Source organism: Tolypothrix sp. PCC 7712 (assembly GCF_025860405.1).
GTDB classification, from domain to species: domain Bacteria; phylum Cyanobacteriota; class Cyanobacteriia; order Cyanobacteriales; family Nostocaceae; genus Aulosira; species Aulosira diplosiphon.
Genome location: NZ_CP063785.1, coordinates 6,301,675 through 6,314,734 on the forward strand (window position 1 = coordinate 6,301,675; position 13,060 = coordinate 6,314,734).

The window sequence follows — 13,060 nt, forward strand, 5'->3', positions numbered from 1 at the left end:
TTCCCAATCCCCAATCCCCAATCCCCAGTCACCTGTTTAAGTTTTACGAAATGCCAATGACGAATCCTGAATCTATGAGTATTGATTGATCAATTACTACTCCTTTACTAAGGAGATACTATGTCATTGCAATCTGGATTAGATGCCTTTAACCAAGGACGTTATTCCGAAGCTGTTGAAATCTTGGAACAAGTCAGCCGGAATGCTGTAGACCAAAATTCTTCAGATTATCTTTCAGCACAAATGTGGCTGATGAAAGCCTATCAAGGCACAGGACAGATTGAAAAAGCATCAATCCTGTGTCAACGGCTAATGATGAGTGATAATCCTCAGGTGCGGAGTTGGGCTGAACAAGCACGTCAAACACTCCCGCAAGCACCAGTTACACAACCCAGAACTGTACCACCAGCCGGACGTGCGACGGCGGCTGGTGTGAAATTAGCAATGGGTGGTGTGGGTGGAAGTCTGGCTTTAGCTTCTGGTGTCACCATCACCTTGCTGTTTGGGATGGTGTTCGCTTTAGGCTTGAGCTTAGTATTTATTTTAGGTAGTGATAATCCAGTCCAAGGATTAGCGATCGCTATTACCATCACTTTAGTTTTTAATCTGGCTGCTTTTTTCCTGTCGCCTTATTTGATGGACTTAACCCAAAGTTGGCTTTATCAAACTCGCTGGGTAGAGTTGGCGGAAGTAGAAAGCCTCAGTCCAGAAACAGCAAGAGTGATTCAGCAAGTCTGTCAACAGAAGAACCTCAAAACCCCACGGCTGGGTATTATCGACGACCAAAACCCTACGGCTTTTACTTATGGCTCATTGCCTAATAGCGCCCGGTTAGTCGTCAGTCAGGGGCTTTTTAGTTATTTAGATGATGATGAAGTTGCTACTGTTTACGCCCATGAATTAGGGCATATTGTTCACTGGGACTTTGCAGTGATGACAGTAGCTTCTACCTTAGTGCAAATTTGCTACTTAATTTACAGCACAGCTAATAGGTTTGGTCGTGGCGGCGGCGATAACAAAATCAAAGACGCGATGCAGACTGCTGCTCTTGTTGCTTATATTTTCTATGTTGTTGGTACTTACTTGCTACTGTATCTCTCCCGTACCAGAGAATACTTTGCTGACCACTTTGCTGCGGAAACCACGGGTAACCCCAATGGATTATCTCGTGCTTTGGTCAAGATTGCTTACGGGATACTAGAAGAAGGTCAGAAGACAAAAGAACCGAGTCGTTTGATTGAAGGAACCCGCGCCTTGGGTATTTATGACCCCAAAGCCGCAGCTTCCACTGGAACCGCTTACCGCATTGCTTCCGATCCGCAAAAAATTGGTCGCGTCTTTTTGTGGGATATGTTTAACCCTTGGGGTTGGTGGATGGAGTTAAATTCTACTCACCCGCTAACTGGTAAACGAGTCCGCGCCCTTAGTACCTATGCAGAACAGTTGGGTTTACCCACAGAGTTTGATATGGGGCGAGTAATTGGGGAAGGTAAGAGTCTCAATAGAAGTAAGCTTTACGGTAATTTCTTCTTAGATGTGGTGTTGTATGGCGCGGAAACTATCGGCTTTTTAGCTGGCTTAGTTTTAGGCGTGATTGTGTGGTCTAGTTCTTCCCATTCTGGTTTGATATTTGGCGCACCACTCATCGGCTTAGGCGCAGGAATTTTGATCAAAGCCTTGGTGATGTTCCCCGACTACAAACAAGCCGCAGATACCGATATTCTCACTCTCATGTCAGACCCCTACGCCAGCACTTTGCGCGGACAACCTGCAAAACTGGAAGGACAACTGATTGGGCGTGGTGATGCAGGTTATAAATTTGGTTCTGATTTAAAAATTCAAGACCGTAGTGGAATGTTATATCTGCACTACGCCTCACGCTTTGGCCCTATTGGGAATTTCTTGTTTGGGATGAAGCGAGTCCAAAGCTTATTGGGTGAACAAGTTGAGGCTGTGGGTTGGTTCCGTCGCGGTGTTGCGCCTTGGATGGATTTGATTCAACTTCAAAGTGAGAATGGTACGGTTGTCAATAGTTACCATCGCTTCTGGTCATTTATACTGGGTGGCGGGGCAATTATTTTAGGAGTAGCCTTGACGATATTTGTCAGCAGCAGTTAGCCTATTCGCAGAGCATTTCTAATTATCCAAGCTGTAATTTGCCAAGGAGGTGGTTGTTTACCACCTCCGTTTTTTTGTTGTTCAACAGGATTTGGTGCAGTGGTAGCAAGGTGGGAAAGGTTTCATTTTAAACCTCGTCTGAGCCAAAACGAGCTAGAAGCGATCGCAAGCAAGCAATATTGTTTCTACTGTTGATGTTGTGCGAGCAATTTCTATATTTCTAAATTAAGCATGAAATGTATAATTATCTAGTTATTCGTGTATTTACTGGTTAAAACTATATAAATGCTTACCCTTACACCAGCGGAAATTAGTCAGTTTCGCAGTCAGTTGGCAGATAGCCCAGAGGCTTTAGCGGCTTTAGATGCTATAGAAGAGTGTGAAGGCTATTTAGATGATGCAATTCCACTGCTAGTTATGCGGGAAACTGCACAGGAAGCAGATAGAGGATTAAACGATTGGTTAGAAAAAATTCGCCAATTTGTTTGTCAAGAGGAAGTTAGAGACGCTTTAGAATCTGGATTCATCGCTCCAATTATCGAACCATTGGCTGCAAGTGCAGGTATTCCTCTAGGTACTGCAACTGCACTTAGTATATTGGTGTTTAAATTGGGTGCGAAAAAGTTTTGTAAAGTCCCTGAATCTGATGCTTAAAGTCCAGAAGCGATAAATCCAGCCCAGTAGTAAGGATGAGCAAAAGGTAGGGGTTGACGTTTCTTGATTATTTTCAAAGATTCCTCATATATTAATACTTGTCCTCTCCTCAATTGGGCAAGTATCTTTTTATCTTCCCAAAATCTGACTACTTCCTCAACTGTCAGATTTCGTAGCCATGTTTGAGCTTCCTTAAGGGCTATGGCAACATTCCCTGCTGCGAATTTATCAAATGTGAATAAGTTTTCGTAGAATTTAATCATTAAAAAGCTAGTAGACAAATCATTTACTCTCCATAGGGAACTAACAACACTGGGACTACCTGCTAACAGAAAACCGCTAGGTAAACCAATATATTCATCACTGGTATTTTGAAAATCAATCAATCCAGTTTCGCAAGCGGAAAGGGTAACGAGGCGACATTTTTCTAATTGCAGAGCAAATATTTTATCTAATGTCAGACATTTTTCTAAATCGTGAGTTTCCCCGGCGCGCACGTTTAAGTAACGTTCAGAGTTAGATTTTGTTGCTGTGTCTTCGACTGCTGCATTGGCTAATATCAAACCAGATTTACTAGCATTTGTCCAATTAAAATAACCGTGACAACTAAAATGGGCGCAGTGGTAAGTATTTAATTCAGATTGATTAATTGCTGTGAGTGTCGCGTCTGTTTTTTTCAGGACGTTGGCAGGATGAAAGTAGCTTTGAATAACTTGTACTTCTAAATCTGTATAGTTTAAATCACCTGTGGGGTTTTGAATTGCAAACAAAGATTGGAAATCAGGACGTTTACGCTGTTGTACCTGTTGCAGTATTTGACAACTGGGTGCATAGCTAACACCACCAGCAAATAAATCCAGAAGACTAGAATGACTTTCAGTATTTTGATTGACTGGGAGTGCATGAAGGGGTAATAGATGCAAGCCTCTATGAGGAATTAAAATGAGTTGATTACAATACTCTGATAGCTGATTTATGATTGCAATTATTTCATCAATGTGCAGAATTGCAGCTAATTGCTTCAGTTCTGATTCTAAGCTATTCAGCCATTGGTCTTTTTGAAGATAGTAATTTCGTAAATATTGATTTACCCAATTTTCTAAAGCTTCTAAATTTGCTGGTTGGGATTGCCAAACTGTTAAATTTCCTGTTTTGGTGACAATAAACGCCAGGATTTTATCATTCAGAATATACCACTCAATGATGACTGTATTCTCATTCAACTGAGCTTGGAATAAATTAAAATCAAAACCATAACCAACAAGTAAATAGCGGTTTTGCAATTCATTACGCTGTCGCCGCAATTCTTGGAGACGTTTTGCTAAATCTTGAGGATTTTCCGCTTTACCATTTTGGATTTGATATTGTCCTGCGGCTATTTCATCTCTGTAGGTTTCTAGTTGAGTAACAACATCTGGAGGGAAGATGGTTTTAGAATCACGTTCGAGGATTTGTTCAACTAAATTGCGGGTTTTACTACGTTCAACATATTCAATTGCTTCGGTAATCTTATTTAATTGCAGGCAAACTTCTACCATGCAGCTATAAACTTGGTTAAAGTATTCTGCTTGTTTACGCTTGCTTTCTTCTCCAGATACTATTTCTTCTCGTAAAGATTCTATGGTGTCAATGGCAGACTTAAAAGCATTGTATGCTAAATCAAACCGATTTACATCTTGGTAAGCAATTCCCAGCCCCCACAAACTTTCTGCATAGTTTTGAGGTAAAGTTTCACTAGTGAAGACACCTAAAGCAGCAGTAGAAGCAGCGATCGCCATTTCGATGTTATCTGCCTTGTCGCCTTTGATTCTCTCCCTGTAGGCAGCAGCGAGATTATATTGCATTGCTGCCCATTCAAAAAGCAAAGTTTCTCTGGTGTATACACCTAAAGCAGCAGTATAAGTAGCGATCGCAATTTCAATGTTATCTGCCCTGTCTCCTTTAATTCTCTCCCTGTACGCAATTGCGAGATTATTTTGCGTTCCTGCCCATTCAAAAGGCAAAGTTTCAGGAGTTCTGACAGTTAAAGCAGCAGTAAAAGCCGCGATCGCAATTTCAATGTTATCTGCCCTGTCTCCTTTAATTCTCTCCCTGTACGCAATTGCGAGATTATTTTGCGTTATTGCCCAATCAATAGGCAAAGCTTCAGGAGTTCTGACAGTTAAAGCAGCAGTAAAAGCCGCAATCGCAATTTCAATGTTATCTGGCCTGTCTCCTTTAATTCTGTCACTGTAGGCAACAGCGAGATTATTTTGCGTTGCTGCCCATTCAAAAGGCAAAGTTTCAGGAGTTCTAACAGTTAAAGCAGCAGTAAAAGCCGCGATCGCAATTTCAATGTTATCTGCCCTGTCTCCTTTAATTCTCTCCCAGTAGGCAACAGCGAGATTATTTTGTGTTCCTGCCCATTCAAAAGGCAAAGCTTCTCTAGTGTAGATACTTAAAGCAGCAGTAGAAGCCGCGATCGCAATTTCGATGTTATCTGCCTTGTCTCCTTTTATTCTATCGCTGTAGGCATTTGCGAGATTATTTTGCGTTGCTGCCCATTCAATAGGCAAAGTTTCAGGAGTTCTAACAGTTAAAGCAGCAGTAGAAGCCGCGATCGCAATTTCAATGTTATCTGCCCTGTCTCCTTCTATTCTATTCCTGTAGGCATTTGCGAGATTATTTTGCGTTGCTGCCCAATCAATAGGCAAAGCTTCTCTGGTGTAGACTGTCAACGCGACTTCATAGCCAGTAATAGCAATTTCCATATTGCTGGCTTTGCTACCTAAGGGGAATTGCGCTATGAGATTGCTAAATTCAACAATAACTGCTGCTAAATATTCTGCTTCATCTGCTTTCACTTCCCCAAGTCTATTTATCCCCCAACGGCGCAATATTTCTGGTAACACTACGTCGAGTTTGTCTGTATTCTTTGCCAGCAAAGGGTAAACTACTTGGGAATTACCTCTACTTTCTAAAATGACTTGTAGTACCTCAATCAAGAATTGGTAATATGTCTGTATCTCCTCCTCACTGAGAGATTGCAAATCTACTTTAGTATCTAGATTTAATACTTCCCTTAGTTGCATTGCCAAACCTTGCAACCAATTCGCTGTATTCTCATCCCCCTGCTGTGAAAACATCTGTACTACTTCTTCTACCGTCTGCACAAAGCCAGCATCCAGTAATTCTTGGTTTGCTGCTAAAATCTCTGGTTCTTGACTACTGGGGGCATCTAACAGGCTGCGAATCAGATTGAGATAGGCTTGCTGACGCTGTTCGTTCATAGGTAAGGGTATGAGGCGCAACATAATGATGAGAATAATTCAATCAATTGCAGAAAAGATGACTGAATAAGGCAAAAATTAAAAGTTAAAAGGCAAAAGAAAGAATCAGATAAAGGGGATTATCTTTTCACTTCTTAAGTAACCACACAAAATTAATTACAGTCATTGCGAGCGTTCGTGTTAGCGTCTCAAAGAGAAGCGAAGCAATCGCAGAGGTTGGGATTGCTTCATTCCGCTTCGCTTCATTCGCAATGACGTTGTGTAATTTATCGTGTCTATTTAATTAACTTGTAGCTTCAACTAACTTTTTGCGGCTAGGGCGCTTACGCTCTGATTTTTTCTTCAATCCCACAGCTTGAGCTTGATCGCTATCTGAGCCATACTGTCCCCGTACAACTTCTTTCATCGCTAACACCGTATTGTGAAATTCCCACTCAGCTAATCGCGCCGCATCAGACGCAGCACGGTATAAAGTTTGTTTCTCAACTTCGGCTTTTTGAGCATTTAACATTGCTTGATAAGATGCATCTAATTTGCTCGCGGAAGCATCGTTTCGGCTAGTTTGATAATCAGTGATGGTTTGCAAACCGTGGAATGAATTAATATCTCCATCGATGATAGGAAGCGTGAGACGGCGATTTGTGTTTTGCATGGCTGTTAATATATCCGTAGTGGACTATATATTTAGCGTGTCAATTTAAACTTCAAATCGCTTGAGAAAATACACGTAATTAACGCGATATGCAACTTAATTTTTGACGATCCTTGATAAAAACGCAAAGCAGCCACTACCTCTGCGTAGAAGTCAAAAGTCGTCTTGAAAAGTTTGCTCAAGTCGGGAAACCCGCCCACGCAACTTTTCGCAAAAGTCAAAAGTCAAAAAGCTTATGAAATAGGCTTTTCGTAACCAACACCAATCTATATGTTGAGTTGACGAGATTTATGTTGGGTGGCGCTGTGCTTAACCCAACTTACATTATTGTTGTGTAGGGGGAAACATTATTAATGTAAAACGATACATTGTGAATGTAAGGCAATACATCATTAATGTAAGGCGATACATTGTGAATGTAGGGCAATACATCATTAATGCAAAGCGATGCATGATTAATGTAGCAAATTACATTTGAGGTAGAGCTACTGCAATTAAAAATCGCAACTGTAACAGAGCGATTGTAAATGATATTTTGGCTATGCTGAAGGCGATCGCTAATCTGTCACCGACGACAAATAATTAGTCACGTACAAATAAAAACCGTGGAGACTTATCAAAGTCCACGGCTTTTTGGTGTGGTGTGAGGAGACTTAACTAATGCCATCATAAACCGATTTCAGCCTTAGCGATCCAGGGGAAAGGGTTTTTTTCACAAAATTGTCATTTGATGACATTTGGATGCATCAAAATCCATTTTCAACTAAAGCACCGCCGCAACTCGAACCACACCCGGCGGTACAACCATAGCAATAAGCAGCAGTTTGGATTTCATTAATTAAATCTAAACTCCCAGCCTCTAGCAATTTAGCTATTGTTAAGGCTTCACCATTAGGAGTTTTTGCTGGTAGATTCATCATTTGATTAAAGTCGCAATCATAAACATTGCCAAGGTAATCAATTGATAATTCATCACGACACATTAAATGTTCAACTGTACTGGCATTAAAATTTGATTCTAAAAATTGTAGATAGCTGCTGTAAATTTTCTTACGTTCCAAATGCATTTTAGTTCTACCAACTGGCAGATTCGTAATCGTGAAGAGGTTGTTAAAGACAATACCAAAATGTTCTTGCAAGAACATTTTGTAATCTTTCTCTAGCTTTGTTTGTTCCGGCGCTAAAGAAAATTTCTCCCCTGTAGGTAACTGCGGATTATAGACTAAATCCAAAATTAAATCTGGGTTTTTGCCATAGCCGACTGCGTTGAGCAACTGCAAAGCTTTAATTGAACTATCAAAAACACCACTACCACGCATTTTATCAACATTATCTGCAAGGTAACATGGCAGAGAAGCAACTACTCTCACTTGATGTTTAGCAAAGTATTCAGGTAAATCACCAAACCCATCTACAAAATAAATAGTTAAATTAGAACGAACAATTACCTGTTTTCCTGTTTTTCTAGCTGCTTTCACCAATGGTTTAAAACCATAATTCATTTCTGGTGCGCCGCCAGTTAAATCGACAATTTTAATTTCCGGGAATTTGTGAATTAACTCAATTAGCTGTTCACAGATTTCTTTTGATAGTTCTTCTGTGCGTTTTGGCCCAGCTTCCACATGACAGTGTGTACAGGCGAGGTTGCAACGTTTACCGAGATTGATTTGTAAGACTGATATAGTCTTTTTTGTTAAAGGTTGAGTGAGCTTTTGTTTAAATGGTGTTAATTTGATATCTACTGAATTTATTGTTTGAGTTTGCATTGTTCAGTTTTCCTAGAAGATGAAAATAAAAACTGATAATTTGGGCGGGCAAGATGCCCACCCCACAAGAGTTTTATTGTGTACGCAGGTAGGGGCATGGCACTGCCCATATGTGTCAAATTAAGCTAAAAGCTATATAGGGCGGGCGTTGTACAAATACCTCGCGCCCTCATCCCCTAACCCCTTCTCCCTCAGGAGAAGGGGAACTAAATCTCTTGCTCCCTTCTCCCTGTGGGAGAGGGGCTGGGGGTGAGGGGGAAACCTTGCAACCAAGCGGGGTTCACGTTAAGTTGACACCACTAGGCAAGATGCCCACTCCACAAGAGTTTTATTGTTTATATAGCGAAAAGGTTTGGCACGGATGCGTTACGCTATCGCTAACGCAACGCCAGTTGCTACAACGGAGGAAACCTCCGCAACGCACTGGCTCTCCTACGTGAACTTCAAAAATCAAATATGAGTCCTATCTGTTCAAACCTTAACAGCAACCACCGCCGTCATAGTGCCAAGTCGAATCAGTCACAATTATTTCTGTGGGCTTTAAAGCTGCTAGTTTGGCAGCAGTTTTATCACACACGGCTGCAGGAATACCACGTTGCAATAAATGTCCGGCGGAGTCATCAAAGAATGGTTCTGTACCTGCATAAATTGCGGTTTTTCCTGTAAAAATACAAGCTCCATCTTCAGGAATGGCAACTTTAAAAGATACAGAATCGAGACTTTCTAAAAGTAAGTTTTCTTCTAAGTTATAGGTTAGCGAATCTAAGAGGCGATAAGGACGACGGGCGCGAATTTCTACTTGACCAAAGCCAGCATTAATAATTAGTTGAGTATACTCTTCATAGGTGAGTGCGCCTGATAAGCACATGGCGCGTAGTCGTTCATCTTGCTGCAAATGTGCGGGGATGGGACGAGTAGCAATGGGATCGCTCATTTGCAAGCGTCCACCTGGTTTCAAAACTCGAAAGGCTTCTTTTAACGCCCTGGTTAAATCTTCTGGTTCAAATATATTAAACAGACAGTTCTGTGCTACTACATCTACAGCAGCATCGGCAACTGGTAAGTTAAAAGCATCACCTTCGCGAATTTCTACAAAACTGGGATCAAACCAAGGATTTTCTTGAGCAGCAATTTCTAGGTTGCGTGTAGCAGCTTCGCGCATAGCTGCAACAGGTTCAACTGCAATTACTGCACCCGCACGACGAGAAAAATAAGCGAATTGTAAGGCTTCTAACCCACCACCAACACCAACATACAGCACGGTTGGTTGATTGGCGAGTTCCGTAGGATGAACAGTAGTACCACAACCATAGTTCATTTCCTGCATTGGCAGAGGAATTTTCAGTCCTGGTAGTTGCAGGGGTGTACTTTGCACACAACAAAGTCCGACTTGTGGTGTTTCTGCAACTTCGCGGTAGAATTGCGCCGCTGTTTCTAAATAGGTCATTGCGAACTCAATCTTGTAGGCTGTTCTGTAGAGTCAACTTTCTGCATCCTAATACAAGTGACTCAGAATTGCATGAGTTTTAGGTGAGAAAACGATAAACCCTAAACTCCTTTATTTTCTGGGGGTTTAGGGTTTCAGCGTTAGTTGGATTTTAATCATGTAACACGTAGCCAATACCATGCACAGTTTGTAGCAGCCGCTTTTCGTTATTAGCTTCCAGTTTTAGGCGTAAATAGCGAATATAAAGTTCAATGATATTAGCATCACCGCTGAAGTATTTACCCCAAACGTCTTCAATAATGCGATCGCGTGTAACAATCTGCCGGGGATGGATGAGTAAATACTCTAGTAAATTAAATTCTGGAACGCTTAAATCCAGCAAACGTTGGCCGCGATAAACTTCCTTTGTACGGCGATTTAAACTGATGTCTTCAAATTTTAAAATTTCTGTGACTTCTGGCTTCTTGATTTTGCACAGTTGTGTATTAACTTTAAATAATAATTCTTCGCGGCTAAATGGCTTAACTACATAATCATTTGCGCCAGCATCTAAAACTTCGATGCGATCGCTTGCTTCTTCTTTGGGCGTTAATACAATTATTGGCACTTGCTCATCAGTACTTCGCAACCGACGGCAAATGTCCCACCCCGATACACCTGGTAAAATTAAGTCTAAAATTACTAAATCTAGATGCAACTTTTGTAATGCAGTAATTGCAGTGAAGCCATCGTAAGCGGTACTAACTTGATAGCCTTCATAATTTAGTTCTAATTCTATAAATCGAGCTAGTTTTACTTCATCTTCGACCAGTAAGATGTGCCTCATAGAGGATGTCAATAATTACAGCAGGATATAGTTAGCAGAGATACAGATTGGAAAAATTTTAATAGGTATTAACTACTAAATAGTCGGACATCTAATCAGTACTACGTCAGCTTAGTATAGTTCTGATTACGTAACAACCGTAAATCTGCGGTTAGCTATGACTGCTTGATTACCAGAACATCAATATTTAGCAGTAAGCGGCTACATCTTCTTTACATTCATCAGCAAGATAACACAAAGCTTTAAACCGTAATGTCACGACTTCCTCATAAAGAGGATTTAACTTACACATTGGTGGGATGTGAAATAGTTTGCGACCAAATAGTTTAATATCTCTCTCAAAAGGACATTGGCTAGGAATGGCTTTGCACAAGAAATGAGCTAGTTCACGGTTATGAATTTCTACGCCTTCTAACCATTGGCGAATTGGGTAGAGTAGGTCACGATTTAGCAAAATTTGTGTAAAGGATGTCATAATATTTCTCCTGATAATTTAGATGTACTGGTTTAGGTTTTTATGCCTATTAATTGATACGTTTGGTGATTTAAATTTATGCGCTTACTTAGTAATTATTAAGTTCTCTTGTCAATCAAATTGTTTTTGCTTGACACATCTAGCTACAAATTGAATTTGTAGCAGTCCGGAAATTTTTACTTGACATTTATACTTGACTCCGCTTGGCATCTTCCACAAATAAATTCGGAGGCTTGGAACCAAATTGCAATCGGGCAGAGATCTCCATTCTCCCTTTCTCCCTGCCCCCTTGCTTTCTGTTCAACTAGGGTAAACGCGTCCTTTCCAAGCGCCACCGCGCCCTTGCCAGTGACGGATGGCGGAATCTATAGTCATCAGAGTATAGAGAAACGCGATCGCAGGTAAACAACAGGCTAACCAAGCTGGACATTTATAAAAGCGGATCGTTGGGTAGTAAGCAAAACTCATCAAAAACCAGGCTGCTAAACCAAGAAGTGCGATCGCCCAATTTAGCGTTACTGCACCTAAGATGGTTGCTAAAGGCGGAATTAAATAAATTAAGGTCATAGCTAGAACTGTTCCAGCTAACAGCAGGGGCGAATAGTTGAGTTGTGTATAAGCAGTACGCGCCACCATCTGCCACACTGTATCCAAATCAGGATAGGGACGCAAACTCTCAGTTAAAGCACTTAATCCTAACCAAATCCGTCCTTGTCTCCATTGCTGATTCCCCTTAACAGCTTTTGCTAAAGCGCAATCGTCAATTAAAGCTTGGCGAATTGTAGCAATTCCGCCAATTTTCTCTAAAGCTGTTTTGCTAATCAAAATCGACCCCCCAGCCGCCGCAGCTGTGGAATTTTTGGGGTTATTCACCCAGCGAAAAGGATAAAGTTTTTGAAAGAAAAACACAAAAGCCGGAATTAAAATCTGCTCCCAAAAGCTTTCACATCTCAGCCGCACCATCACCGAAACTAAATCTAAATCTTCCTGTTCAGCTTTCGCCACTAATCGGCGGAGACTACCCGAATCATGCTCAATATCTGCATCTGTGAGTAAAAAATAGTCTGGTGCAAACTCAGTCGCAATTTGAATCCCTTGTTCGACTGCCCAAAGTTTACCACTCCAACCGGGAGGCAGGGATTTGCCAGAAATAATATGAAATTGATCGGCTTTATTTAAGGCGTAAGCAACCCCTTGGGCAAAATCGGCTGTGCCATCTGTGCTGCGATCGTCTACCAAAAAAACGTTAAAATCACCTGGGTAGTCTTGAAGTAGCAGCGATCGCAAAGTGATAGGTAGTAAATCTGCTTCGTTACGGGCAGGTATAATTGCACAAATTCTTGGTAAAGATGGCAAAGGGATTTCTTTTGCTTCTAATTGCTGGTCACAACGCCAAAACTGCCCGCGAAAGCTCAGTAATCCTATCCAAATCAATAAAGATAAAGCTGTTAACAATAATACAAATGCCGCCATGACCTGTTGCCCCTTCTCAATGTCTCAGACAGAATACTACAGCATATTTCAGGTACATGAAGTATGTGGCTAAAACCCGTACTGGAAGAAGTAGGGGAACAAGGGGATGAGGGAGATGAGGGAGATGAGGGAGATGAGGGGGATGAGGGGGATGAGGGGGATGAGGGAGATAAATAACTATTGTCTATTGCCTAATGCCCAATGCCCAATGCCCAATGCCCAATGCCCAATGCCCAATGCCCAATGCCCAATGCCCAATGCCCAATGCCCAATGCCCCATGCCCCATGCCCACTGCTGTATATCTTGGGATTGTGGGAGAATATTTTTCACCGGATTGCGATATTAACTTTGTTGTGGTGTAGAGGTTCAAGAGTATTTG

At 41.4% G+C, this 13,060-nt stretch carries 10 protein-coding genes; 3 read left to right on the forward strand and 7 right to left on the reverse strand.

Annotation, left to right across the window (positions count from 1 at the left end):
• Positions 1–120 precede the first annotated feature (120 nt).
• Entirely contained in the window at positions 121–2,118 is a 1,998-nt protein-coding gene (locus HGR01_RS25810; protein ID WP_045871242.1) for a zinc metalloprotease HtpX, read from the forward strand.
• A gap of 285 nt (positions 2,119–2,403) precedes the next feature.
• Positions 2,404–2,772, forward strand: coding sequence for a hypothetical protein (locus tag HGR01_RS25815; RefSeq protein WP_045871241.1), 369 nt, complete (start codon positions 2,404–2,406; stop codon positions 2,770–2,772).
• Here HGR01_RS25815 and HGR01_RS25820 read toward each other — a convergent pair.
• The 7 genes from HGR01_RS25820 to HGR01_RS25850 form a co-directional block, all read right to left on the reverse strand.
• A complete protein-coding gene (locus HGR01_RS25820; protein WP_228045717.1) occupies positions 2,769–6,065 on the reverse strand; it encodes a CHAT domain-containing protein in 3,297 nt (1,098 codons plus the stop codon). The two genes, HGR01_RS25815 and HGR01_RS25820, sit on opposite strands and share 4 nt — an antisense overlap.
• A 259-nt stretch (positions 6,066–6,324) precedes the next feature.
• Positions 6,325–6,693, reverse strand: coding sequence for a hypothetical protein (locus HGR01_RS25825; protein ID WP_045871240.1), 369 nt, complete (start codon positions 6,691–6,693; stop codon positions 6,325–6,327).
• Positions 6,694–7,439: 746 nt separating this feature from the next.
• Positions 7,440–8,459 (reverse strand): arsenosugar biosynthesis radical SAM (seleno)protein ArsS, encoded by a 1,020-nt coding sequence (gene arsS / locus HGR01_RS25830; protein ID WP_045871239.1) that lies wholly within the window; start codon positions 8,457–8,459, stop codon positions 7,440–7,442.
• A gap of 478 nt (positions 8,460–8,937) precedes the next feature.
• On the reverse strand, positions 8,938–9,906 hold the full coding sequence (arsM, locus tag HGR01_RS25835) for an arsenosugar biosynthesis arsenite methyltransferase ArsM (protein ID WP_045871238.1): 969 nt from the start codon (positions 9,904–9,906) through the stop codon (positions 8,938–8,940).
• Positions 9,907–10,057: 151 nt separating this feature from the next.
• Positions 10,058–10,732, reverse strand: a complete 675-nt coding sequence (locus tag HGR01_RS25840; protein ID WP_045871237.1) for a response regulator transcription factor — start codon at positions 10,730–10,732, stop codon at positions 10,058–10,060.
• 187 nt (positions 10,733–10,919) lie between these two features.
• Positions 10,920–11,207, reverse strand: a complete 288-nt coding sequence (locus HGR01_RS25845) for a Mo-dependent nitrogenase C-terminal domain-containing protein (RefSeq protein WP_045871236.1) — start codon at positions 11,205–11,207, stop codon at positions 10,920–10,922.
• 300 nt (positions 11,208–11,507) lie between these two features.
• Positions 11,508–12,680 carry a glycosyltransferase gene (locus HGR01_RS25850; protein ID WP_045871235.1) on the reverse strand — a complete coding sequence of 391 codons (1,173 nt, stop codon included), beginning with the start codon at positions 12,678–12,680 and terminating at the stop codon, positions 11,508–11,510.
• A gap of 201 nt (positions 12,681–12,881) precedes the next feature.
• On the opposite strand from HGR01_RS25850, the gene HGR01_RS25855 reads away from it, so the two are divergent.
• On the forward strand, positions 12,882–13,043 hold the full coding sequence (locus tag HGR01_RS25855) for a hypothetical protein (protein WP_155539332.1): 162 nt from the start codon (positions 12,882–12,884) through the stop codon (positions 13,041–13,043).
• Positions 13,044–13,060: the final 17 nt, after the last annotated feature.

Coding starts and splice junctions, on each gene's coding strand:
- HGR01_RS25810 (WP_045871242.1), top strand. CDS start 121: ATGTCATTGCAATCTGGATTAGATGCCTTTAACCAAGGACGTTATTCC.
- HGR01_RS25815 (WP_045871241.1), top strand. CDS start 2,404: ATGCTTACCCTTACACCAGCGGAAATTAGTCAGTTTCGCAGTCAGTTG.
- HGR01_RS25820 (WP_228045717.1), bottom strand. CDS start 6,065: ATGTTGCGCCTCATACCCTTACCTATGAACGAACAGCGTCAGCAAGCC.
- HGR01_RS25825 (WP_045871240.1), bottom strand. CDS start 6,693: ATGCAAAACACAAATCGCCGTCTCACGCTTCCTATCATCGATGGAGAT.
- arsS (WP_045871239.1), bottom strand. CDS start 8,459: ATGCAAACTCAAACAATAAATTCAGTAGATATCAAATTAACACCATTT.
- arsM (WP_045871238.1), bottom strand. CDS start 9,906: ATGACCTATTTAGAAACAGCGGCGCAATTCTACCGCGAAGTTGCAGAA.
- HGR01_RS25840 (WP_045871237.1), bottom strand. CDS start 10,732: ATGAGGCACATCTTACTGGTCGAAGATGAAGTAAAACTAGCTCGATTT.
- HGR01_RS25845 (WP_045871236.1), bottom strand. CDS start 11,207: ATGACATCCTTTACACAAATTTTGCTAAATCGTGACCTACTCTACCCA.
- HGR01_RS25850 (WP_045871235.1), bottom strand. CDS start 12,680: ATGGCGGCATTTGTATTATTGTTAACAGCTTTATCTTTATTGATTTGG.
- HGR01_RS25855 (WP_155539332.1), top strand. CDS start 12,882: ATGCCCAATGCCCAATGCCCAATGCCCAATGCCCAATGCCCAATGCCC.